Below are 22,711 nucleotides of genomic sequence, written 5' to 3' on the forward strand. Positions count from 1 at the left end.
GAGAGAGGTGCTTTCGCTGTTTTCGGGCAGCACAAAGTCAGGCGTGGCTGCCGCGCGGGTGCGGAGTAAGGGGAAGAGGGCCGCCTCGGGGGCGGGCGCTCACCGGTCGCAGACCGGGGCGTGGCGTGTGGGGCCGACGGTCAGCCGCTGTGAGCGGCTAAGGCTGGCCCCGCTCACGCGACGGGCGAGGGTGCCGCTTTCTGGGTGTCAGGGCCGGTGCCCGGCGCCACGGTCAGAACCACGGGAGGAGCTGCTCGGCGGTGTCGAGAACCTTCTTCGGTGTGAGTGGGTTCCGGCGCGGACGGCGGCGCATGTTGCAGGAGCTGCGCTGCTTGCGGCGGATAGTGCGGGTGGAGCAGCCGAGTGCTTTGGCCATCTCGACCTGCGTCAGCTGGCCAGCTGCGGTCATGGCGGCAACCTTCTCGGCGTCGACCTCGTCGTAGGTGCGGCGGACCATCAGGTAGATGTCCGTGTCCTCTTCGGCGAACGGAGCGAGGCCGAGGCTGCTGCGGATCCGCTCACGGTCGGTTTCGGTGGTGCCGGCGACGATGCCTTTGACGGCGTGATCGGTCACCGCGGCGAAGAGGCAGAACTCCAGCAACGGGCAGCTGGCACATAGGACGCGGGCCTGGTCGAGCGCTGTACGGAAGTCGGCTTCCTCGTCGGTGAACATGGTGAGCTGGTTGCCGTCGAGCATCTGGTCGTTGATCCCTGAGCCGGCCAGGTCTTCGAGGAGTCGGAAGACGTCAGCGTGGACGGCGCAGGGTACGGCGCTCATGCGGTGTCCTGGCAGAGAGCTGCGGAAGGTGCAGCGGTAAGGGCGATGGTGACGCCGGGCTCCGGGAGAGCCCAGGCGTGGGTTCCCAGCGGTGCGGGGTAGGTCTTGTAGGGGCCGGGGTCGTAGCCGAGTATGTGCGAGTCCTCGGTATACACGTGGAAGCCCTTCTCGGCGGATGGTGACAGGGCGTCTTGGACCGCGCGGATCAGCTTGTCGATGTCGGGCTTGGTGGCGGCGTGGACGGCCTTGGTCTTGGGCGCGCTCTTGGGCCTGGGCAAGGTGAAGACGGCCGACATGATGATCGGGCAGTTCGCCGGCTCCCAGTTCGTGCCACATGCCTTCTGCGTGGCCGCGTTGATCTGGTGGAGCCAGTTGTGTAGTTCACGGCTGTACTTGACGACGCCGGGCGCGGGGACATCGACGGAGCCTTGGGTGACGGGGGTTTCGGCAACGGTGAAGGTCAGACGTCTTTCCGGGAGGTTCAGCAGGCTGCCGAGCACCTTTTCGCTGACAGCGGCCAGCCGCTGCCAGGAGGCCGGCGCCCGCATGTTCACGGCTGAGGGGGCGGGCACATGGTTGCGGCAGTGGGGGCAGCGGGTGGTGGGGCGAGGGACGGCGGGGCAGAACGGGCAGGGGCGGTAGCCGCTCTCGGTGATGGGGTGCTGTACATCGATGCTGCTGCTCATCGTGCGTCCTTCTCTCGGTCGGGCCCGCTGGGGGCGGAGTGGATCAGGCTGCGGTGGCAGCGGGTTCGTCCGTCTGGTGGGCGGTAGCGCTGGCCCGGGCGGCGGCAAGGAACGCGGCTGGGTCGCTTCCCCCTCCGCGAGGGGGGGAAGAAGGCGGTCTCGATGCGGTTCAGGTCGTGGGTGCCGAAGCGGTCGGTGAGCAGCAGGAACACGCGGTCGGGCCAGTTGGCGAGGCGGACGTCCGCGTTCCCCAGGAGGTTCTTGAAGCGGGCGAAGGCGTCGTCGTTGGCGACCGGGTGCATGACGGGGATGCCCTCCAGGCCGACGGCGCGCGGTTGGTCTCGGCGACACTGGCCACCGTGTCCGTCAGCGGCCCCACGGTGGCGATGGCCTGGCGGGCTCACGCGTTGCGGGCGCGGACGGCCTCGGCGCTGGTCGGGTCTGCCATCGTGGCGGTGTAGGCGAGGGCGGGCTGATGGATGACAACGAAGTCAATCCACGCATGGGCTTCGTGGTGGGAGCGGTCGGAGCGGATGGCGCTGCCGTCCGTGTTGCGGTAGACGCCGAGCTGGATGCGATCGGCCATCGCCAGGATTTCGGTGAGGGGGCCTACGAGAGCCGAGTCGGGGTCGAGGCTCACCGTGGCGATCACCCGGTTTGCCTGCGTGGAGGTCTCCCGGCTGGCGGTGGCCGGAAGGAGCCGTGGTTGAACCGACAGTCACTGTTCCAGTCCTCCCATGGCTGGGTCTCGGCAGCGTGGGCCGCACGCTGCGCCGGGCGGGTGGAACGAGGATGGGCGGCCGATGCGTTGGTCGAGGAGCCGAAGAACTTCTTCAGCTCATCCCGTGTCTGCGGGCTTACGTTGAGGCTGCCTGACGAGGGGTTAGCAGCGGGGATGATCGCGCCGCCGAACATGGCGTGGGTGTCGGGGGCCAGGCTGCCGTCACGGTTGTCTCGCAGAGACTCCCACTCGCCGGGATCGGAGGCCAGCTCGTCGGTGAACTCGCCGTTGACCGCCACGACGTGGTTGCGACAGTTGCGGTTGGTGTCCTCGGAGGCGGCCTTCGTGGGGTCGCCGACGATGCCGCGCAGTTTGTGTATGGGTGTGTGGGGGCTGATCAGCTCACCGCTGTTGTTCTCCTTGTAGTGGCGGGTGGTCTCCATGGCGACGGTGACCGGCAGGTCGTTCTTGAATGCTCCGGCAAGCAGTTTGGCAGCCTTGGACCCGGTCTGGACCGGTCTGTGGGAGTCGTGCTTCACGCCCACCGACTCGGCGTCGAAAGTGATTTGGCCGGTCTTCAGCGGGCCGTCGTCGGTGGCCTTGGTCTTCTCCTTGTAGGCGGCGACGTTCACGTCGGCATGCTCGCGGATGTACACGCTCGGGCCAGCTCGGACGGTCTGGCCGTCAGGACCTGCGGCAGCACGTGCCTTCTTCTCGTACGCGATGAACGGACGGCCCTTGGCCGGCGGCTCGTACACCATGTGAGCTGGCTCCTCTGTTGTGGATCAACGGGGCTCAGACTCCGGCCGATCGGGCCGTACAGCGAGCTCTCGCGAAAATCCATCGGATGGGCCGTCAGCGGGCTTCCACTACCTCTCGTCCGGCCTGGTCAGAGACGGAACAAGGCAGCGAGACTTGCGTAGTATCCACGGTGAGGGTGCCGGGCGAGGCAACCTCGTCAGCATGCCAGAGACTGCGAAGCAGGCACGTACTCCCCAATGTGGGATGTGTTCGGAACGCTGCAGCAGTCCGGCATCGGGTGGCCTGGTCCCCACTAGCCCGCGGCGTCGCTTGCGGCACGAGCCGCGTGCCCACGCCCAGCGCAGTTGCCGAGCCAAGTACTAACGGATACCGGTACTGGCGAATATGCTGCATCGGCGTCCGAGATGATGTAACACTCATCCACGTCTCCCCGTGAGGCGATGACGCCAAGCCCGGTCACTGTTGGCCTAGGAACCTACTGACCGCGCCAGGCGCCGTCCACGTCGGCCTTGCTCGACGTGAAACGCAAACTGACCGTTGAGTGACCGAGGGTGAAGCCAGTCCTCCATCGAAGGACGGCACTCCGCCACCGAGCAGCGATCATGCTGCATTGGACCTGCTGGTGTCAATTGTCACCACGGCTTTGCCGGAGGCCTCTTAACCAACGCAGATGTCACCCCTCGTGTGAGGAGCAGCCTGGGGGCGTTAACCTGCTGACTGCCGCACATGCGGGTTTGCCGACCGAAGAGCAGGAGACCGCCCGTCTATGGAGAACATCACCGAGCTGGAGGGCGTCGCGGCAGCCCTGGCGGCAGTACGGGCGGAGCTCGAAGGGTTGGGCCACACCCTCGATGTGATTCCGTTCGGTCGGCTCACCTACAAGACAGGTATCGCCGAGTCCACGATCCGCAAACTGTTTGCGGGAGAACCCGTCAGCCCGGACGAGGTCGACCCACCGTTCCAGGACCGCCTGCAGTTTCTCCTGAAGACCCGGCTCCATCCCGACGGTCGGCCGTACAGCCGCCCCGAACTCGCTGAAGCTGCCCGCGTTGACAGGTCGATGATCACCAACCTCCTGAACGGCAAGCGCCAACCTGGGTTCGAGACCAGTAGAGACCTGGCGAAGCACTTCAAGGTCCCTGGCTTTTTCTCGATCGGTCCCGAGGAGGCGCTCCTCGCGGCCCTGGAACCTGTACTGGAACAGGCCCGCATGCTTGCGGAGCTCAAAGGGCACCAAGTCGAACGCGTCGCCCTGCGAGGGAGTACAGCTGGCAGTGATGAGCTGGCCCGCGAACTGAACGCGGCCATTCACCAGGTACTGACGACCGCGCAGGCCATGAGACAGACGTCAGAGGAACCAGACGACGACCCCGAGCTGCGCGAACTCACCGACACAATGCGGTCCCTGCCGGCAAGTAGCCGTAAGGGCGTAATGGGCGCCCTGCGCAGCGCGGTGGGCCTCGCCAGAAACAACGACCAGGGATGACGTCGTTGCTCTATGCATTCGCGGGTGGGGCCGTTGGATGCAGACTGCTCGGGTGCCGGTGTGGGTAAGTTGGGGTCCGGTTTGGTGTTCGTCCCGTTTGAGCGGGTAGTTGGACATCTTGCGTTCGACGACGCAGGGCTGGCTGCGCAGGCGTCTGTGCGTCAGGAGGCCTTCGAGCAGGTCACGCTGGGGCAGGACATGGGTTCTGACCAGCAGCTCAGGGGGGAAGTCTGCCCGGCGGGACGGACGCGCTGCGCCGGGCGGAGCACAGAGTTTCGGTGAAGGAGATCCGGTCGGCGTTCAGGCCCCGGGTGGCGGCGGTTCTGACCATCAGCTCATGCAGTGCGTGGTGGACGAGCAGGTGGGGCCCAGATCTGCTGCACGACACTGGCGGGGGCGTGCAGCTCAGTACGGTGCGGCTCCGCGTTGATGGGGCTTGAGCTCGGCGAAGACGGCTTCTGCTTCCCAACGGCCTTGGTGGGGCGCGGCCAGCTGGCGGGCGGGCATCGCTCAGGGTGGTCACCAGCCGGTACTCGGCCGCCCGGCCGGCGACCGTGCGTTGCCGTCCAGGCCATGGCGCGGTCAGCCACTGAGCTACTGCACTCGGCGCCGCTGGGTCCGTGCGGCACGGTACTGACGGGCCAGGACACGCATTGCGGCCAGCCCGGCCGGCCCTGCCCCGCGGTGCAGGATTCTTCCCCCCGAGCGCTGAACCGTCAGGAGTCGAAGCTCCTGAACGGCGATCAAGGCTTCGAGGAACGGTCGGTACTCCGCCGCGACAAGAGAGGGCAGTACCCGGCATTCTGTGAGGGCGGCCTCAGCGGAATCGGTCTGCGCACGGACAAGGCGCTGCAGCGCAGGTACGCAGGCGTCCGACTTGCTGAGCACGGCCTCGAACTTCAGCCCGTATCGGGTCAGCTCCTCCTGCGGAATGCCGATGCGGCCCATCTCGGCGTCTTCGGACAGGTCGGCCAGGAAGTCGCAGCGTTGCCATCCTTCGATCAGCGCCCGGCACCCTCTCACGAACGGCTCATCGGCGGCGGCGTCCGGGGCGGGCGCGACTAGCGAGGCAGTGAGCATCAGCGCAGGCAGTGAGTAACTGTCGATGTACGTCTGGAAGTCTGCCTCCGAGTCGAAGCCGGTCCAAGTGGCCTCGACCGCAGCGCCGTCGAGGAAGTCACGCACCCGTGCGGCCATGTGCGGGTGACGGCCTGCTGTGTCCCAGAGAGCCAGCAAAGCGGAATGAACGGGTGGTCCGCTCCCCTCAAGCGCGGCGGTGGTCTCCGCATCCCAGCGGCGGAGGGCCGCCTGGCGGGCGCGTACCTCTCCTGTATCGATCAGCTCGTCGGTGGCGTGCATGTACGCCACCGCGGCAATGACGGGCGGGTGAAGCCGCGCAGGCAGCAACAAGCGGGCCGCGACGTACTCGTGAGGCGCGAATCTTCGCACAAGCTTGCGCTGAACATCGTAGGCCCGTCGCAGGCGCGGATCAGCGATTCCAGCCCTCGTCAGGGCGGCTGCCCAGCGCATCACGATGCTCCTGTCGTCAACGGTTCATCGGTTTGCGGAAGGGACCGGACTACCCGCAACGATGCGTCGACCATGGGATGGTCGAGCGCCCGAGCCACGCGTACCAGGCGCGGTCGCTCATTGGCGGCAGGCGTCTTCTTCCCCGGCACGTCAGGCACGGAACGCGGGCCGGCAGAGGGAGTAGAGACAGCGACCCCGTTCCCCGACTTGCGAGCAGTCTGCAGACGCTCCACTGCATCTCGTATGACTGCAGCTGTCGCGAGGGCGTCCAGTTCGGCTTCAGGCAGGCCCTTCTTGCCCAGGCCGAGCTTGCGTCGGAGCTCGTCGGTCTTCATGGCCTCCTCGTACAGGGCCTTGACCGAGTTCGCTGGCGATGACCGGGCCCAGGCACCCCGTTCGAGCTCCCGGAATCCGTCGAGGATCTCGATGACTTGGCGGGTGAGCGTCCAGCGGACGCCCAGGAGACGATGGGGCATAGGCTGCATGGCGTCGGTTGACCCGGTTTCATAGTTGCTATCCCTCTGCCCCAGTGTGGAGTCGAGCGACAGCCTTTCATCTACTCTGGCGACGACAAGTTGCCACAACGGTTGCAGAACCGCGATGTCCCGGCGCTCTGCGAGCCACTTACTTACCGCTGCGCCGCTCACTCCGTAGACCGTCATGACGGAACCCGCGACTCCGAAGCCAGACCCCATAACCCCCAGCGCGTCGAGCTGGTGATGACCAGTGGCAGCCGCAACGATCGCGGGTGCCGAGCAGACCACGTATCCGAACGTCACGAGCATGCCGGCCCCGAACCAGCGAACAGCGTGCATGATCGCCTCATCGTCGATCTGCGCGCGCCGAGAACGACGCCAAGTACTCAATGTTCCGCAGGTGAGCATGGTCAGGAAGACAGTGAGGAAGACCAGGACGTGCAAGTCGTCCACTTGGTCGGTGTTGAACTCCAGCGGAACAGCGGGCCCCTCGAGATCAGCACCGACGAAGGCGATGATCATGGCCGTGAGGGAGAATCCGTAGGCAAGTGACCAGGCTGTAGTCAAACGACGCGCCCGCCACGACACGCCCTGCCGGGACGGCGTCCATAAGATCGTCAACAGGTGATTCATCCCGAAGCACGCCAGGATGCCGAGATAGATCGGCAGGGTAGGGAGCCACGGTTGGCCAACTGCCGAACCGAGGCTCCGGTACCCCAGCGGGGATGCCACCACGTAGACGATGCCGCCCACGGCGTGGACGGCAGTCTGCAGGGCAAACGAGGGAGAAGGTGCCCGCAGGAGGGCGAAACCCTTCCAGCACGCGACCGTCAGATAGAGGGACGCAATGAAGAAGTAGACGGCAGTCGCGGTGCTCTCAGACACCAGTCCTCCGGTGTGTGAAGGTGGTCGTGAAGCCGTGAGCCTCGGGCTGGCGAAGTGCGATATTGCGATCCACCATGACCGTCGCCCACGCCTCAACCTTTCGTTCGATTCGCGAGTCGTAATGGGACCGCTCGAAGAAGGCAGTGACCGCGTCCGGGTGGAGTGCCGGCGCGATCTGAAGCGCCAGATCCCTCGACAGTGGGTTGCCGTCGCCCGTCTCGAGGGGCACCTCGGCATCCTCCGAATCATCGAAAAGGAGATGCCCCAATTCGTGCGCTATGGAGCTCAGTTGAGTCAGCTCGCTGGCCTTCCCATCGACGGCAACGAAGTCCCGCTCGGGAGTGGCGATGCAGAACGCGCTGACCCCCAACGGCAAGGCAAGGTACAGCACACTGATGGGCTTCCCCCGCCGGCGAGCCACTAGGTCAACCAGGCTGTCGATGTCCAGGACGTCCGCGAAACCAAAGTCCTTGCGGATCAGCCTGGCAGCCGCGCGCGCCTCGCGGAGTATGGCGAGCTGACCCCGGACCCGAGCGGTCCAGCGCAACCCGTCCACCCGTCGGCGGCACGACCTCACCGTCGACTGCATCTCAGTTCCCCCATCGATCCAACCCCCTGCGGAATTTCGTCGACCACAGCTTTGACTTCAGGGCCGAGAGCGATGTCCAGCAACCATGCTGGCAAGGTGAATCCAAGAAGGTCGTGAGCCGTACTCATGGAGCCCGAAAAAGTCCGATCCTTCGAGATCATCACGTTCTCTTCCGTCCAGTCGGCTACGTCACCAGAATTTCAGTTCGGTTCGCTTGGACTGCCTTCGTATGTTGGGTCCATGACATGCACGTAGGGGCACGACAAAACCCTTCCTGGGGGTTTCTCTGATTGGGCGACCCAAGGCTGATCACGTGGAGTGCCCGGGCAAGCGTCCTCTGCTACCCCCGGATCTTGCTACGCGACAACCGCAGGTGTCAACGATCGTCCTCACGGGCGCCAACGATCGTTGGCAACAGGGCAGTTGTCCCGTAGTGTGCGGGACACGACAAGACGGTGATCGACACCCCTCGGGAGCACATCGGTGGAACTGCCTCTCGACGAGACTCTGAGGCGCCTTGAACGACGCATCACTGAAGGCAAGCTAGACCGGCGGAAGATCCTCAACCCTGGCGAACTGGCCGCGAAGACCTCCCTTCCCTTGGCCACGGTTCAAGCCCTGCTGCGGGGCAAAGGTGTACCGGAAGAGCCCTTCAAGGTGCAGGTTACAGGGCGCATCGCCACTTTCCTGACGATGTACATGAATAGGGACGAGAAGAGCAAAAAGACCGAAACGCAACTCGTTGCGGAGCTGCACCAGAACTTGGGGCTCTCCAAAGAGTGGGTGCGTCAGATCGTCCGGGGTCAGAAAGTGCCCAGCTCAGAGGCCCTGCATGAGCTGGCCGTGTACTTCAAATTGGACGGTCAGGAGACCTATTTCACCAGTGCGCCGGCCACCGCCCTCAACCGCGAGCTGACCCGAATCCTGCACCGCTATGAGGCACCTGAGCGGGACCCGATCGACGCGCTCATGGAGAGGTGGGGCGTGAAAAGCACCGACATGCGGCTCCACGGCGGCGGAGGCAAGAACAAGGAGGAGATCGCACGACTCCTGGAGGCGGTCTTCAAGACAGTGCTCCCCCAGGAGGACCAGTGAGCAAGCGGTTCATGAAGGCACTGCTTGCTGAGCTGGCCGAGGACGCGATCAAGCGCATCACGGTGCCGGCCGATGCCGAGGACGTGATGCACGCGTTCTGCCAAGCGATGAGCGACCGCAATAAGAGGCCGGTCAACCTGGTTTTCCGCACGTTTCCCCCGGACCTGCCCATCTCTGGGCTGCGCCTGGAGCTTGCGGAACAGACCCTCATCGTGGTCGCCGAGGGAATGAACCCCCAGGCGCAGGTCGTCATCTTCGGGCACGAGCTGGCCCACGGCTTTCTGGGCCACCGTGGACATAACGCCCCGGGCATGTCGGCGGCCGCCCGCGGAGTCTCCACGGATTCGTCCGATGATGCCGTCCGGCGCGCTGTCGAACTCGTCATGGCCTCCGACAAGCTGCCCCAGGAAGCGGTCACGGCGGTCGCGGCCCGCTGCGATTCGGCAGACGACGAGGAAAGCGATGCAGAATCCTTTGGCATGCTCCTCTGCGCCGCAGTGCGCGACTGGATTACCGGGCCGCACGCGCGGCGTCGACCCAGCGCATCGACGGTGGAAGGCCGGCTTGAGCTGACTATGAGCCCCAGAGGACGTGTCCTTTGATGGAGAACTTCCACATCCCGTACATGCTGCCCACGATGCTGCTCTTCGGGGCCCTGGTACTCAAGGCCCCGACGCTGTTACGCGCCTGGCGTGACCCCGACGTGCGTGCGACCACGCTGCTCCTGCTGTGGGCGTCGGCCGTCCTGGTCGTGATCACCCCCATCAACATCCACAGGCTCAACGTGATCACCGGCGTCCCCAACATCGCCGCACCGTGGGCCTACAGCTTCCTCACGGCGTTCTGCGCCACGGGTCTGACCATGATCATGCGCTGGCGAGAGCCTCCTTCGAACCGCCGCCGCCGCCGAATGATCGCCATCTACTGGATCTACGCGGGCATCGGCCTCGGCCTGTGGAGCACCTTCCTCCTCGCGGACGTGCCCGAGCCGCGCATCTACGACCTCGACACTTACTACGCGAGCACCCCATGGATGCGGGAACACATCCTGCTATACGTGCTCGCTCACGCAGTGTCAAGCCTGGTTGCAGCTGGCATGCTGTGGAAGTGGTACCCCGCGATCGCGAAGGGATGGGTCAAGTCCGGCGTCGTCTGTCTCCAGATCGGCTACGCCCTCGGCTTGGCTTTCGACATAGCCAAGTTGATCGCCGTCAGCGCACGCTGGACCGGGCACGATCTCGACGTCTTCAGCACGAAGGTCGCGCCCCCCTTCGCCCTGCTGGAAGCAGTCCTGGTGGCTTTGGGGTTCATCATTCCGCAGGCAGGACCCGCAGTGCTGAAGTACCTGCGTGACCAGCGCGACTACTACCGGCTGCGCGTCCTGTGGCGCGCCATCCGCGTCACACGGGCCGCAGCAGCCACCGCCAACTTCGGCCTCTGGACCCCGCTCGACCTCCGGCTGATCCAACGTCAGCAGCGCATCTATGACGCCCTGCGCGTCCTCGCCCCCTTCGTGGACCACGCCGATTATCAGCGGCACTACGAAGCAGCCGTCGCCGAGCACGGCGAGGAGTGCGCCCGCGGGCAGGCCGGCGCCATCACCATCCTGGACGCCCTCAGCGCCTACACCGCCAACACCCCGCTCCACACGGGCGACACACCCCCGCAGATCGGCCCCGAGATCACCAGCCACGTCGATGCCATCGGTTGGGCAATGCAACACCCTCGCCTGCTCGACCGCACGCGCCAGCGCGCAACCTTCACAGAGAGCCACACCGAACATGTCTGACAGAACCACCACCAGCCGCCCCACAGCCATCGTCGTAGGCGCCAGCGCCTCCGGGCTCGTTGCCGCCGCCGCCCTCGCCGAGTTCGCCGACGTGACCATCCTCGAACGCGACACCCTGCCCGACGGCCCCAAGCCCCGCCGCGGCATACCCCAGGCGCACCACGCCCACCTGGTGTGGACCGGAGGTGTGAAGGCTTTCGAGCAGCTGCTCCCCGGCGTGGTGGCCGAAGCCGTCGACAGCGGCGCGCGCCTGGTCCGCATCATGGGCGACATGGTCAGCCGTGCCCCCAACGAGGTGTGGTTCAGGCGTTTCGAGAACGTCCCGCACAAGAACCTGGTGTGCTCCCGGCCCCTCCTCGACCACGTGCTGTCCACCCGCGTCCTGAAGGACCCACGGATCACCCTCCGGGAGAACACCACAGCCCTCGGCCTGGTCGGCACCGCCACTGCAGTCACGGGCATCCGCGTCCAGACCGACAGCGTCGAGGAGGTCCTGGACGCCGACCTGGTCGTGGACGCCTCCGGCCGCGGCACCCGGGCCCCGGCGTGGTTGGAGGACCTCGGCTTGCCCGCGGTCGAGCGGCGCATGGTCGACGCTGGCGTCGCCTACGCCACCCGGCAATTCGAAGCCCCCGGCAGCACCGCAGTCAGGCCCTTTCCCCTCATCAACGTCCAGGCCAACCCCGCTACGGCCCCCGGCCAGGGCGGCATCATCCTGCCGATCGAAAACGGGCGGTGGATCGTCACCCTCTGCGGCACCCGCGGCGGTGAACCCACCAGCGACAACGACGCATTCGTTAACTTCGCGCTCGGCCTCGGAGACCCCATCATCGGGGAGCTACTCAAGAACGCGAAGCCGATCGGCGACGTCACGATGTCGCACAGCACGGCCAACGTCCGCCGCTACTACGAGAAGATGAAGCAGTGGCCCGCCGGGTTCGTCGCCCTCGGGGACGCGATCGCCGTATTCAACCCGGTCTATGGCCACGGCCTCAGCGTGAGCGCTCAGTGCGCAGTCGCAGTCCGCGACGTCCTGCGCTCCCACTCCCTCACCGCGCCCGACACCGCCCGGCGCATACAGCAGGCTGCGGCACGCCCGGTCGGCGCCGCCTGGGGCCTGGCCGTCGGCCAGGACGCGTCCTACCCCGGGGCGACCGACACCCCGCCGACCGCCGCGGAACGGATGCTCGCCCGGTACGTCGACCGGTGCGTTGTAACCGGGGCCTCCAACCCTCGCGCCCTCCACGCCCTCCTCGACGTCATGAGCCTGCTGGAGCCCCCCACCCGCCTGTTCTCTCCCTCGGACATGCTCAAGCCCATGCTCCTCGGCCCCACGAAGCCGCTCCTCGCCGAGCCTCCCCTGCGCGAGGACGAACGCCAGGCAGCACTCTCCTGACGTTCACACCAAAACGCTCGACACTGCGGGGCCCGAGGAACTCCCCGGGCCTTCATAAGGGTCCCCATACATGCCCCGGCTCGAAAAGGTCAGTAACACTCGAACAATCGGGTTGCGCAGACCTACACTGTTCTGCGTAACGTCGCCCCGCTGGAGGGGAGACGGGTAGAACGGCGATGGCGGCCCCCCTCAATGTGTCTGAGGGGGGCCGCCATTTTTCAGCGCGCCAGGTATCAGGCGCGCGGGCTGAACTCACCCGCGCGAACGCTGGTCACGAAGGCGGACCACGACGACTTCGGGAAGACGAGCGCGGGGCCCGCCTTGTCCTTCGAGTCACGGACGCCCACCTCAGCTTCGAGATCGGCGGCCTCGACGCAGTTCCCTTCCGAACCGCTGCTGTACGAGGACTTGAACCAGGCCTCTTCCGGCGCCAGGTCAGTGGACTTGCGGATACGGTTCACGATGCCAACTTTCGCTCCATGTCCCTGTGGACTTCATCAATGAAACTCGGCGTCTCGTTGGGTGCGAGCGCCGCAGCCCGCAAGGCGTCGAACCTGCGGGAGTACTTGCCGACGTCCGGTTTCTTGTCGGTGATGCTGGCCTGTCCGCCGGGCTGGTCAGCTTGCACGATCTTGCCCAGAGGCTCGCCCATGTCCAGCAGTGCAAAATTCTGGCTGACGCGGTAGCCCGTGGACGCTGCCGGCAGTATCTGCACCGTCACCGTGTCGAGGGCGGCGAGACGTTTGATCTCCTCGTACTGCTCGGCCATCACCTCACGGCTGCCGATCGTGCTTCGGACAGCGCCCTCGCCCATGATGACCCACAGCTCCCGCGGGTCTTCCTTGGTGATAAGCGCCTTCCGCGCCATGCGCACCTCGACGTTGGCGTCGATGAACTCTGTGGTGGTCTCGTCGACGCCCTTCGCGGACAGCAGCAGCTCGCGTGCGTATCGCTCAGTCTGCAGGAGGCCGAAGACGAGCGACGGCTGCCATGCTGCGATGGACTCGGCGTCTGCCTCCATGCCCACGTACTCACGCATGCCCTTCGGCAGGTGTGCGGAGTATGGGACCCACCAGCCCTCCTGCAGGGACTCCCGATGGATGACCAGCAGGCTCTCGACGACCTCAAGATCTTCGACCCCGTAGTGAGCGAGGAGGTTCTTCAGGTCGCCAGGGTTGGGGAGACTGGTCCTGCCCTTCTCGACACGCCACAGCTTCTCCGGAGAGAAGCCCAGGGCTGAGGCGACGTCCTCGCGTCTCATGCCGAGGTCTTCCCTCATCCTGGTGAGCACCTTGCCCAGGTGCACCCGCCTGCTGGTCGGCCCCTTCGGTGCGGCCACTCGTCATCCCCTCTGTCGTGCCGAGGCACGCGCCGATCGAGTGGGGTCCACCCGTCCCAGAGTCCGGTTCATGTCTCCCGGAGTCCGGTCCAAGCCTCCCCAAGTGCCCCTTAACCATGCCCGAGTTGGAAGTGTGCCACCCCAAGTACTTCTTGCACAGCCAAGAGTCCAGACAACTGCATATGCCATTCGTCGTGAAAATTGCACGCTCCATTGCACATCAACTCCGTCATGCAAGAAAGTAGTTGAGCCACGGCGCAGCGTGACGAGCAGCAGTCGGCGTTCCGACTTCGCGATGCCCTGAGCCGTGTCGATCCCCCATTGGCCGTCCGGAGGTCTCGACATGACATCCCGTGCGCTTGAGTACCACGAAGGCGTCCGGACGGCCCTCAGGGCCCTCGAGATCTCGACCGCGCGGAACCCGGGCCCTGATTCCGCCGGAAAGTCCGTGGAGGACGCGCTCTGGCCTCAGCGGCTCCGCCAGAACCTACGGGCCAGCCTCACGTACTGGGGATACCCCGAGCTGATCGATGATGCCTGCCTCCTTCTCAGCGAGCTGGCGACCAACGCTCTGCGCTACGGCGAAGGTGACCTCGCTGTGAAAGTCTGCCTCCGGGGCTCCCACTGCGTGATCGAGGTCGCCGACGGCTCGTCCGAGCGTCCCGTGCTGCGCGAGGCCGGCCTCGATGACGAGAACGGCCGCGGTCTCCTCCTCCTGGACTGCCTGGCGGAGCAGTGGGGTGTCAGCGACGACGGCACGTCGACCTGGTGCACCCTGCGCCTGCCCGAGCGTGCACTTCGCACCCCCATGGAGCCGAGCACACCGGTCGTCGACCGCATCTCCATGGATCTTCCCGCCGACACCTCGGCGCCCCGGATGGCTCGGATCCGAACCCGCTCGGCGCTCACCCTGCTGGGCTGGGAAGGCCCTACCCCTGCCGCGGTCAGTGTGATCAGCACTCTCGTGGACAACGCCATCCAGCACGGACAGATTCCATCCGCGACCGAGAAGCTCGACGTCGTACTCAGCATCACCGCGGACCAAAGCCTCCTCATCGACGTCGTGGACGCGAACCCGTCCTTCCCCCGCTTCGGCGAAGCCGTCGTTGGCGAGCGGGGGAGTGGCCTGTGGACGGCCGCCCAGCAAGGCGCTGTGATCACGTATTCCGTCTGTCAGGACTTCAGCGGCAAGACAGTCCGGGCTGCTCTGTCGCTGGCTTGCCATCTGGGCTGTCGGCCCGCGCCGAGTTCCCTCTAGCCGGTGTCGGCCCGCGCGCGAATCGCGTCCTGGTGGCGGGCCGACACCACCCCATCCGTTCCTCATCCGGTTCCTGAAGGTCAAATTCCGTGTCTGAGTCCTTATCTCACCAAAACCCTGTGCTCCACCCCGTGCACCGTGATTCCACCGCAGGCCCGGGGCGGACCGATGCTCGTGCGTAGCGACGATCTGGTCGTGGATCTGGCCGGCCGTGACGCGCAGCTGCGCCCCGTCCTGCAAGACCTTCGGGTCGGCAGGTGGGGTTCCCTGCAGAGCCTCCTGGACGCCACCGGTCAGGACTGGTGGCTGTGGACCTCCCGCAGTCAGATCGTGCCGCTAGGGCAAGGAGCGCCTGGGGCGGTCAAGGCGTGGCTAGACACGGAGCCGTCCGACCCCGGCGCCTGTGTGATGTGGTGCCGCGTCTTGACCCATCAGGCGGTGCGGGTCTGGCAGGACGGGAAAGGAGAGCTCGTGCAGCAGGTGAGGGAGGCCGCCCGCAGAGCCTGCTTCACCGCAGCCTACGCATCGCCGTCGTCGCCGGTGCCGTGGCTGAGCCTGCTGGACCTCGCCAAAGTATCGAGCACCTTCGAGGATCTGGATCCCTACCAGCAGCTCCGCAATACCTGGGCCTACAACCCGCCGGACCGCACGTTTCAGCTCGATCCGGCCCCATGGATGCTCTGGCATCACGTGCGCTACCTCGACCCCAGCAACCGTGAAGTGAACCAGCGGATGCGCGAGTACATCGAAGCATCGTGGAGATCCGGCGCAACCGACTTCACCCGCTGGGCCGCCAGCCGCGCCACAGCAGGGTCCGCTGATTTTGTGCTGCCCCTGTATGCCTTCGTGTCCGACTACCAACGCCAGGTGCACGCCGGCCGCAGGACGGCCACCCTGTACTGGAGCACCGAACAGATCAAGCATCACGCCCGCCAAGCACGCGACATGTGGTTCTGGGCCACGCCAGCTCGCGAGCGGTCGCGGTTGTCGCTACTCGATCTGAACCATCTGGCGTTCATGCTGGCCGCGTCGGGAGAGGGCGGGGCCGACGCCGTGTTCGACGAGATCGGACCCCACGCGACTCCCGCTCCCTGGGCGCAGGTCGCAGCAGTCCTGGGGCGGCACAGTTGGCAGGCGGAGTTCCTGCGAGCACGCCGCGGTTGCCGTCCACGAAGCCACCGGCGCTCGTGATGCCACGGACCGCGTCTGCTCGTGACCCGCCCAGCTGGAGAACGCCGCCACTCCGCCTCCTTCTCCCAGCACCCCTTCTCGACGACACCAAGGACGTTCTGTGCCGCGATCTGCCACCCCACCGTTAGCCGCCGCCGATGACGCTGTCCTTCAGCAGCTGGGCATCAAGCCCGAACTGTCACGCAGGATGGGACGATTCGGCAACTTCGCGATCAGCTTCGCCGTCATCTGCGTCCTGGCCGGAGGCATGAGCCTGTTCGGCTACGGCCTCGGCCACGGCGGGCCCGTCGTCATGCTGGGCAGCTGGGCCCTGATCGGCCTTCTCACACTGCTGATGGGCATGTCCCTGGCCGACGTGGTCTCCGCCTACCCCACCTCCGGCGGCCCCTACTTCATGGCCGAGAAGCTCGGCGGGCCGCGCTGGGGCTGGACCACCGGGTGGCTCAACCTCCTCGGCCTGCTCGGCGCCATCGCCGGCATCGACTACGGCGCCGCCGTCTTCACGGGCGCCTTCGCACAGATGCAGTGGGGCATCAACCCCACACCCGGCCTCACAATACTGATCTTCGCGTGCATCCTCGCGGTGCACGGTCTGGTCAACGTGCGCGGTGTCCGCGTCGTCAACGCCCTCAACTCCATCGGGGCGTGGTGGATGATCGGCGGCGTCGCCGCCATCGTCCTCGCGCTGCTCCTCGCCCCCGTCCAGCACCGCTCGCCGGAGTTCGTGTTCACCCACTTCGCCAACACGAGCGGCTTCGACAGCGTGCTGTACGTGTGCCTGATCGGCGCCCTGCTGCCCGGCTACACCTTCTGCGGCTACGACGCCAGCTCCCACGTCGCGGAGGAGACCACCGACGCGCAGAACTCCGCACCCCGAGGCATCGTCAGATCGATCTGGGTGTCATGGGTGGCCGGCTTCTTCCTGCTGGTGGCACTGCTGATGTCCATCCAGGACTACCAGGGCACCCTGAACTCGGCGACCGGCGTCGCTCCGGCGCAGATCTTCCTCGACGTCCTGGGCGTCTTCGGGGCCAAGGTGCTGCTGCTGGTCGTGATCGTGGCCATGCTGTTCTGCGGAAACGCAGAGGTCGCGGCCGCCTCCCGCATGATCTGGGCGTTCTCCCGCAGCCGCGCCCTGCCCTGGTCGCACCTCTGGCAGAAGGTCAGCGGCACGACGCAGACCCCGGTGGCGGCGGTATGGCTGGCCGTCGGCGCGCCCCTCGTCCTGGCTCTGCCCGCGCTGTACTCCCCGGCAGCCTACGGGGCGATCACCGCGATCAACGCCGTCGGCATGATCCCCTCCTACGGCATCCCCGTCTACCTCGCCCTGCGCAAGGGCACGGCCTATACGCCTGGCCCGTGGACGCTCGGCCGCTGGCGGCGCCCTGTCGGCTGGATCGCCGTCCTCTACGTCCTGGCCATCACCGTGGTCTTCTGCCTGCCCCAGAGTTCCCCGATCACCGCGGACACGTTCAACTACGCCGGCGTCTCGCTGGCCGTCGCCCTGCTCCTGGCCTGGCTGACCTGGGTCACCAAGGGCCGCCGCGACTACCAGCTCACCACCCCGTCCGACCAGGCACTCGTGGAAGGTCTCGTGTGATGGCCGACGAACAACAGCACCAGGAGCCGAACCAAGACCGCGAGCAGGACAGCGTCGGCGCCCCGCCGGAAGGGACCTGGCTGGCACAGGCCGTGGAGAGCGGGAAGATCACCCGGGTGATGCTCGCCGTACCGGACATGCGAGGCCGTCCGCGAGGAAAGATCCTCGACGCCCCCCTCTTCATGGACAGGCTCGGCGGCCAGGCGGAGATGTGTGCCTACACCCTGGCCACCGACGTCGACATGACCCCCCTCAGCGACTTCGCCCTGACCGGCTGGGACCAGGGATTCGGCGACGTCCAGGTGAAGGCTGACACCGCCACCGCACGCACGCTGCCCTACCAACCGGGCACCGCCATGGTGATCGGTGACGTCTTCGACCACGACGGCACCCCCGTCGACATCGCCCCCCGCCACATGCTGCGCGCGCAACTGGACCACCTCGCCCACCACGGCTTCCGCGTCGCCGTGGGCATCGAGAGCGAGTTCCTGCTCGTCAACGGCACCCCTGACGCCCTCCACCGCTCCGGATACCGTGATCTGCGCCCGGCCTGGCCCCACAACCTCGACTACGCCCTCGCCCACCCGCTGAAGGCCGGCGCATTCCTCCGCGACCTCCACGAGGACCTCCGCCTGGCCGGCATCCCCGTCGAAGCCATCAAGACCGAGGGTGCTCCCGGCCAGGTCGAGATGACGTTCGCCTACGGCGACCCCCTGGCAGCATGCGACGCCTACCCCGCCTACCGGCTGATCGTGGACGACCTCGCCCAGCGCCGGGGCATGACCGCCGTGTGGATGGCCGCCCCCTCCAACGACGTGGGCAGCGGCCTGCACCTCCATCTGTCCCTGTGGACGGACAACGGCGCCAACGCCTTCGCCTGCAATCGCCACGCAGACCTGCCCCCGGCCATGGATCGGGCCATCGCCGGACTGATCTCCGGCATGCCGCACCTGGCCCCGCTGTACGCACCCACCATCAACTCCTACAAGCGCTACCGCCCCCATTCCTTCGCCCCCACCCGCCACACCTGGGGTTTCGACAACCGCGGCTGCGCCGTCCGCGTCACCGGCACCAGCACCGGCGAGGGCACCCATCTGGAAGCCCGGTGGGCCGGCGCCGACGCAAACCCTTACTTGGCACTCGCCGCCGCCTGCGCCTCCATCGTGCACGGCTTCGACGACAACCCAGAGCTGCCCCCGCCCTGCACCGGCGACGCCTACTCAGCACACGCGGTTCCCGTTCCCGGCGACTTGGCCGAGGCCCTCGGCCACTTCACCGGCAGCACGTTTCCCGGGACGGCGTTCGGGAAGCGCGTCGTCGACCACTACACCCGGGCCGCCCGCCTTGAGATCGGCCACCAGCGCGGCCACGTCACCGACATCGAACGTCAACGCGCCATCGGCCGGGCCTGACAGCCGCGCCGCCTCAGTCGCTCGTTCCGGGGGCGGACCCGTCCGCGTCCTCAACAGCGCCCGATCGGCTATGGAAGCGCGCAGATCGCCGTCGGTGACGTGACCTGCGCGCAGCCTTCGGGCAGGTGCACCTGGACGGCCCCACTCAGCCGGCCCCTGCTGGTTCACCCCATCGTCACTGCCCTCGCCTCCAGCTCTCATCAGCCACATCACCTCCCCCTTGGAGCCCTGACCATGACCGCTGCCGGCCTCGCAACGACATCGGAGCTCACCGACGCACCCGACACCGGCCGTCCCCAGCAGACCGGCCAACCTCCGCTCGTCGAGTTCCTTGATCTCCAAGAGAACGAAGTACCTGGCACCGCAGACGCACTGCGGCACTTCTTCGGCGACGCGTGACCAACCTGTCCTGTCCGATCCCTACCGCTTCCAGCAAGAAGACCGAGGCGACATGAGCTCCCGACCCGCCTTCCGCGCCCAACGCGAAATCATGGTGCGCTCCGTACTCCTCCACGGCCTCCGGGTTCCGCCGGCCCCTGACCTGAGCACCAACACACCTGAGCAGGCGCTGTCCTGGCGCCGGTGGGTGCTCGAGCTCGCCGGCATCCCGCAGGTCGCGGCCGCCGTGCGGCATGCGAGTCCCGACCTTGCCCGCGAGATCGACGGCCTCGCGGAAGAGCCTGTGGACGTGGAAGAAGTCCGACGGCTCACCATGTCCCTGCTCAGCTACGTCCTGCGTCTCTCGTACCGCGTGACGCCGTTCGGATTGTTCGCCGGCATCGCTGAGGGCCGGTTCGGCCCAGAGGCCGAGGCGCGGTGGGGGACAGGCCATCAGCTGCTCACGCGCGCGGAGGGGGAGTGGCTCGCTGCCGTGGTCCAACAACTTGAGGCGGTGCCGGAGGTGCGGCGGCGTCTGCGGATCACGGCCAGCAACGTCCTGCGGGTCCGCGGTGAGCGGCTGGTCCTGCCGTGGCGGCCGCGCGCGTTGGACGCGACGGGAACCGCGGTGCACGAAGTGACGGTGCGGCGCACTGCGGCGGTCGAAGACGTCGTGCGGATGACGGCCGTCCCGCTGCCCTATCGCGAGGTGGTCGACAAGCTGGCCGCCGACCATCCCGAGCTCGGGGTGCCCGGCTGCGAGGAGCTGCTGGACCTGCTGATCTCCCGGCGCATACTGCTGACCAGCCTCCAGCCCTCAAGCACCGACATCGACGCCTTGGGGCACGTGGTGCGGGAACTGGGGGACCCCTCCGCCATGCCGTCCTCCTCCTCGGCGAGCCTGGTGGCGGCCCTGCGGGAGATTCACACGCAGGTCGACTCGCTCAACCATCAGCACCCCCAGGACCCCACGGCACCGGAGCGACACCGGATCGCTGTCAGTGAGCGGATGCGCCAGATCGTTGACCGGCCCGCCCCGCTCGCCGTGGACGTGAAACTGGATGCCGACATAACGGTTCCCCGGGCGGTGGCCTGGGAGGCGGAGGCGGCAGCGAGTGTGCTCGCCCGGGTCACGCCGGAGCCGCACGGGGCCCTGGCCTGGAACCGCTACCGTGACCGGTTCTACCGCCGGTACGGCGAAGAAGCGCTCGTTCCCCTGATGGATCTCCTCGACCCGCACACCGGGCTCGGTCTGCCCGAGGACTACCACGGCACCGTGCGGGCACCGTATCAGGACACTGGGCGCCGTGACCGACTTCTGGTGGCCGCCGCCCAGCGCGCCGTCGCCGCCGGTCAGGATCTGGTCCTCGACGAGAACCTCATCGAGCAGCTCGCCGGCCATCGGCCAGCCGCCGCTGCGGACGCGCCCCCTCACGTGGAGCTGACCGCCTCCGTGTACGCGCCCAGCACGAAGGCACTGAACGACGGGGAGTTCACCCTTGACGTTCGCCGCGTCAGCCGCGGGTGGGGGCACTTCAGCGGTGGCCGGTTCGCCGCTCTGCTCGCCCGCCAGGAAAGCCCCAGCGACCTGCTGGGACTTCTGGCCCGCCGGCCGACCACCGTGCACGGCGCCCTCCCCGTACAGCTCGCCTTCCCCGCACTGCTGCCGCAGGCCATCCACATCACCCACACCCCTCGCCTGATCGCACCGCTCATCTCCCTGTCCGAATACCGCGAAGCCGACTCCGGTGTCTTCTCGCCCGACGACCTCGCTGTGATCTGGCACCAAGACCGGCTGCACCTGGTCTCGCTCTCACGACGGCAGGTCCTCGAGGCCGCGATCCCCCACCCGCTCCAGATCGAATGCCAGACCCCGGGAGTTGCCCGGTTCCTCGACGAGATGCAACGCGGCCAGAGCAGCCGGCTCATCGGCAGCATCGGCGACTCGGCCGCCTGGGACTGGGGTGCCGCCCGGCACCTGGCCGCCAAGCCCCGGGTACGAGCGGGCCGCAGCATCCTGAGCCCGGCCACCTGGCGCCTTGACCACGCCGGTCTGCCCGGCCCGGACGCAGGCGTCGACGACTGGGAGGAGGCCTTCGCCGCACTGCGGGAGCACTGGCGGCTTCCCCGGCATGTCCACCTGACGCACTGGGATGTGCGACTTCGGCTGGACCTGCAGGACCCCTCCCACCGCGCGCTGCTGCGCACGCGTCTGGAGCGGTTCCGGTCGCTGGGCCAGCTCACACTCACCGAGGCCGAACCAGCCGACGCCTACGGATGGTGCGACGGCCGGCCCCACGAGATCGTGACCTACCTGTCCTCCAAGGCGCCACGCCGGCCAGCACCGCCCGTGCGCCACGCCCCGCTCGTCGAGCGCGACCAGGCTCACCTGCCCGGCGCCTCCCCGTACGTGTCCGCCAAGCTCTACTGCCAGCCGCAGGACCGGCACGCCCTGCTGATCGACCACCTGCCGACACTCGTTGCAGATCTGCCCCGCTCAATCTGGTGGATCTCCTCCCGCGACACGGAAGAACCGCCGCACACCTCACTGACCATCCGCCTCTCCGATCCCTCGCACACCGGCGACGCGGTAACGACGCTCGGCGCGTGGGCAGCTCACCTGCTCGACACCGGCGTCATGAACGACGTCGTCTTCGCCCCCTACCGGCCGCACACCGGCCTGTGGGGGACCCGCAGGACGCTGAGGGCTGCGGAAGAGGTCTGGGCGACCGACTCGGCAGTGGTCGCCTACCAGCACGCCCACCTTCACACCTTGGCCCCTCCGCCGGTGCTCGCGGCAGCGAACATCGTGGCCGTCGTGACTGGCATCTACCAGAGCACCGCGAACGGGATGCACTGGCTGTCCGCCCAGCCAAAGCCGCCCACCACCGGACGACTTTCCCCGGCACTGCTGAAACAGGCCCGCACGATCGCCGACCCAGACGACGACTGGTGCGGACTCCGGCGGACTCCCGCCGGAGCAGACCTCGTTGAAGGCCCCTGGTCGGCACGCCATACGGCATTGGGCGAGCACCGCGCAGCACTTGCCGGTGTTCGGCGCCCGAACGTGGACACCGTGCTGCACGCGCTCCTGGCCGCTCACCTCCGCCTCGTCCGCGAACCCGCCGACGGCATCGCCTGGCGCCTGGCCCGGGCCGTCGCCCTGGCTGCCACACGACCCCGCAGCAAGCCGATGCCCTGACTGACCCGCGCACCACACAAGCCGCACTGCGCCCCCAAGGGACGGATCTGGATCTATGCCTCATCCCATCGAGGACTACGCGCTCATCGGAGACATGCAGACCGCTGCCCTGGTCTGCCGTGACGGGACAGTGGACTG

21 protein-coding genes are annotated in these 22,711 nt (G+C 67.1%); 11 read left to right on the plus strand and 10 right to left on the minus strand.

Going from position 1 to position 22,711, the window contains the following annotated elements:
* Positions 1-232: 232 nt before the first annotated feature.
* From IE275_RS42120 to IE275_RS42140, 5 genes are all read right to left on the minus strand, one after another.
* Positions 233-778, minus strand: a complete 546-nt coding sequence (locus IE275_RS42120) for a WhiB family transcriptional regulator (RefSeq protein WP_189717989.1) — start codon at positions 776-778, stop codon at positions 233-235.
* Complete coding sequence (locus tag IE275_RS42125; protein ID WP_189717990.1) at positions 775-1,464, minus strand: RusA family crossover junction endodeoxyribonuclease; 690 nt, start codon at positions 1,462-1,464, stop codon at positions 775-777. Before IE275_RS42125 ends, IE275_RS42120 begins: the two co-directional genes overlap by 4 nt.
* Complete coding sequence (locus tag IE275_RS42130) at positions 1,461-1,766, minus strand: hypothetical protein (RefSeq protein WP_189717991.1); 306 nt, start codon at positions 1,764-1,766, stop codon at positions 1,461-1,463. The genes IE275_RS42125 and IE275_RS42130 overlap by 4 nt, the downstream gene beginning before the upstream one ends.
* 98 nt (positions 1,767-1,864) lie before the next feature.
* On the minus strand, positions 1,865-2,116 hold the full coding sequence (locus tag IE275_RS42135; RefSeq protein WP_189717992.1) for a hypothetical protein: 252 nt from the start codon (positions 2,114-2,116) through the stop codon (positions 1,865-1,867).
* Positions 2,113-2,946 carry a hypothetical protein gene (locus IE275_RS42140; protein ID WP_189717993.1) on the minus strand — a complete coding sequence of 278 codons (834 nt, stop codon included), beginning with the start codon at positions 2,944-2,946 and terminating at the stop codon, positions 2,113-2,115. The genes IE275_RS42135 and IE275_RS42140 overlap by 4 nt, the downstream gene beginning before the upstream one ends.
* Before the next feature lie 767 nt (positions 2,947-3,713).
* Between IE275_RS42140 and IE275_RS42145 the strand changes: the two genes are divergently transcribed.
* Positions 3,714-4,433 (plus strand): helix-turn-helix transcriptional regulator, encoded by a 720-nt coding sequence (locus tag IE275_RS42145; protein WP_189717994.1) that lies wholly within the window; start codon positions 3,714-3,716, stop codon positions 4,431-4,433.
* A gap of 594 nt (positions 4,434-5,027) precedes the next feature.
* Here IE275_RS42145 and IE275_RS42150 read toward each other — a convergent pair.
* Genes IE275_RS42150 through IE275_RS42160 form a run of 3 tightly spaced genes read right to left on the minus strand, consistent with a single transcriptional unit; the run spans position 5,028 to position 7,913 of the window.
* Entirely contained in the window at positions 5,028-5,963 is a 936-nt protein-coding gene (locus tag IE275_RS42150) for a squalene/phytoene synthase family protein (protein ID WP_229871212.1), read from the minus strand.
* Positions 5,963-7,324 carry a DUF6545 domain-containing protein gene (locus tag IE275_RS42155; protein ID WP_189717996.1) on the minus strand — a complete coding sequence of 454 codons (1,362 nt, stop codon included), beginning with the start codon at positions 7,322-7,324 and terminating at the stop codon, positions 5,963-5,965. Before IE275_RS42155 ends, IE275_RS42150 begins: the two co-directional genes overlap by 1 nt.
* Positions 7,317-7,913 carry an ImmA/IrrE family metallo-endopeptidase gene (locus IE275_RS42160; RefSeq protein WP_189717997.1) on the minus strand — a complete coding sequence of 199 codons (597 nt, stop codon included), beginning with the start codon at positions 7,911-7,913 and terminating at the stop codon, positions 7,317-7,319. Before IE275_RS42160 ends, IE275_RS42155 begins: the two co-directional genes overlap by 8 nt.
* 483 nt (positions 7,914-8,396) lie before the next feature.
* On the opposite strand from IE275_RS42160, the gene IE275_RS42165 reads away from it, so the two are divergent.
* From IE275_RS42165 to IE275_RS42180, 4 genes are read left to right on the plus strand one after another with little or no spacing between them, the layout of a single operon-like run.
* Positions 8,397-9,008: a hypothetical protein gene (locus tag IE275_RS42165; protein WP_189717998.1), complete on the plus strand. Its 612-nt coding sequence runs from the start codon at positions 8,397-8,399 to the stop codon at positions 9,006-9,008.
* Positions 9,005-9,610 carry a toxin gene (locus tag IE275_RS42170; protein WP_189717999.1) on the plus strand — a complete coding sequence of 202 codons (606 nt, stop codon included), beginning with the start codon at positions 9,005-9,007 and terminating at the stop codon, positions 9,608-9,610. The genes IE275_RS42165 and IE275_RS42170 overlap by 4 nt, the downstream gene beginning before the upstream one ends.
* Positions 9,610-10,797, plus strand: a complete 1,188-nt coding sequence (locus IE275_RS42175) for an MAB_1171c family putative transporter (protein ID WP_308435781.1) — start codon at positions 9,610-9,612, stop codon at positions 10,795-10,797. Before IE275_RS42170 ends, IE275_RS42175 begins: the two co-directional genes overlap by 1 nt.
* Positions 10,790-12,193, plus strand: coding sequence for an NAD(P)/FAD-dependent oxidoreductase (locus IE275_RS42180; protein WP_189718001.1), 1,404 nt, complete (start codon positions 10,790-10,792; stop codon positions 12,191-12,193). The genes IE275_RS42175 and IE275_RS42180 overlap by 8 nt, the downstream gene beginning before the upstream one ends.
* A 233-nt stretch (positions 12,194-12,426) precedes the next feature.
* Here IE275_RS42180 and IE275_RS42185 read toward each other — a convergent pair whose 3' ends face one another.
* Both IE275_RS42185 and IE275_RS42190 read right to left on the minus strand, forming a co-directional pair.
* Complete coding sequence (locus tag IE275_RS42185; RefSeq protein ID WP_229871214.1) at positions 12,427-12,654, minus strand: DUF397 domain-containing protein; 228 nt, start codon at positions 12,652-12,654, stop codon at positions 12,427-12,429.
* Positions 12,651-13,532, minus strand: a complete 882-nt coding sequence (locus tag IE275_RS42190; RefSeq protein ID WP_189718002.1) for a helix-turn-helix domain-containing protein — start codon at positions 13,530-13,532, stop codon at positions 12,651-12,653. The genes IE275_RS42185 and IE275_RS42190 overlap by 4 nt, the downstream gene beginning before the upstream one ends.
* A 448-nt stretch (positions 13,533-13,980) precedes the next feature.
* Between IE275_RS42190 and IE275_RS42195 the strand changes: the two genes are divergently transcribed.
* From IE275_RS42195 to IE275_RS42220, 6 genes are all read left to right on the plus strand, one after another.
* The gene (locus IE275_RS42195; RefSeq protein ID WP_229871215.1) at positions 13,981-14,790 is read left to right on the plus strand and encodes an ATP-binding protein; all 810 of its coding nucleotides are present in this window, start codon (positions 13,981-13,983) and stop codon (positions 14,788-14,790) included.
* Between the two features lie 168 nt (positions 14,791-14,958).
* Positions 14,959-15,981: a hypothetical protein gene (locus IE275_RS42200; protein WP_189718003.1), complete on the plus strand. Its 1,023-nt coding sequence runs from the start codon at positions 14,959-14,961 to the stop codon at positions 15,979-15,981.
* 187 nt (positions 15,982-16,168) lie between these two features.
* Entirely contained in the window at positions 16,169-17,581 is a 1,413-nt protein-coding gene (locus IE275_RS42205) for an amino acid permease (protein WP_189718004.1), read from the plus strand.
* The gene (locus IE275_RS42210) at positions 17,581-18,993 is read left to right on the plus strand and encodes a glutamine synthetase family protein (RefSeq protein ID WP_189718005.1); all 1,413 of its coding nucleotides are present in this window, start codon (positions 17,581-17,583) and stop codon (positions 18,991-18,993) included. The genes IE275_RS42205 and IE275_RS42210 overlap by 1 nt, the downstream gene beginning before the upstream one ends.
* 234 nt (positions 18,994-19,227) lie before the next feature.
* Positions 19,228-19,392, plus strand: coding sequence for a hypothetical protein (locus tag IE275_RS42215; protein WP_189718006.1), 165 nt, complete (start codon positions 19,228-19,230; stop codon positions 19,390-19,392).
* Between the two features lie 52 nt (positions 19,393-19,444).
* The gene (locus IE275_RS42220) at positions 19,445-22,573 is read left to right on the plus strand and encodes a lantibiotic dehydratase (RefSeq protein ID WP_189718007.1); all 3,129 of its coding nucleotides are present in this window, start codon (positions 19,445-19,447) and stop codon (positions 22,571-22,573) included.
* The last annotated feature ends 138 nt before the right edge of the window (positions 22,574-22,711 follow it).

It is taken from the genome of Streptomyces phaeofaciens, from assembly GCF_014648915.1.
Taxonomy (GTDB): domain Bacteria; phylum Actinomycetota; class Actinomycetes; order Streptomycetales; family Streptomycetaceae; genus Streptomyces; species Streptomyces phaeofaciens.

Coding starts and splice junctions, on each gene's coding strand:
- IE275_RS42120 (WP_189717989.1), bottom strand. CDS start 778: ATGAGCGCCGTACCCTGCGCCGTCCACGCTGACGTCTTCCGACTCCTC.
- IE275_RS42125 (WP_189717990.1), bottom strand. CDS start 1,464: ATGAGCAGCAGCATCGATGTACAGCACCCCATCACCGAGAGCGGCTAC.
- IE275_RS42130 (WP_189717991.1), bottom strand. CDS start 1,766: ATGCACCCGGTCGCCAACGACGACGCCTTCGCCCGCTTCAAGAACCTC.
- IE275_RS42140 (WP_189717993.1), bottom strand. CDS start 2,946: ATGGTGTACGAGCCGCCGGCCAAGGGCCGTCCGTTCATCGCGTACGAG.
- IE275_RS42145 (WP_189717994.1), top strand. CDS start 3,714: ATGGAGAACATCACCGAGCTGGAGGGCGTCGCGGCAGCCCTGGCGGCA.
- IE275_RS42150 (WP_229871212.1), bottom strand. CDS start 5,963: ATGCGCTGGGCAGCCGCCCTGACGAGGGCTGGAATCGCTGATCCGCGC.
- IE275_RS42160 (WP_189717997.1), bottom strand. CDS start 7,913: ATGCAGTCGACGGTGAGGTCGTGCCGCCGACGGGTGGACGGGTTGCGC.
- IE275_RS42175 (WP_308435781.1), top strand. CDS start 9,610: ATGGAGAACTTCCACATCCCGTACATGCTGCCCACGATGCTGCTCTTC.
- IE275_RS42180 (WP_189718001.1), top strand. CDS start 10,790: ATGTCTGACAGAACCACCACCAGCCGCCCCACAGCCATCGTCGTAGGC.
- IE275_RS42200 (WP_189718003.1), top strand. CDS start 14,959: ATGCTCGTGCGTAGCGACGATCTGGTCGTGGATCTGGCCGGCCGTGAC.
- IE275_RS42205 (WP_189718004.1), top strand. CDS start 16,169: ATGGGACGATTCGGCAACTTCGCGATCAGCTTCGCCGTCATCTGCGTC.
- IE275_RS42210 (WP_189718005.1), top strand. CDS start 17,581: ATGGCCGACGAACAACAGCACCAGGAGCCGAACCAAGACCGCGAGCAG.
- IE275_RS42215 (WP_189718006.1), top strand. CDS start 19,228: ATGACCGCTGCCGGCCTCGCAACGACATCGGAGCTCACCGACGCACCC.
- IE275_RS42220 (WP_189718007.1), top strand. CDS start 19,445: ATGAGCTCCCGACCCGCCTTCCGCGCCCAACGCGAAATCATGGTGCGC.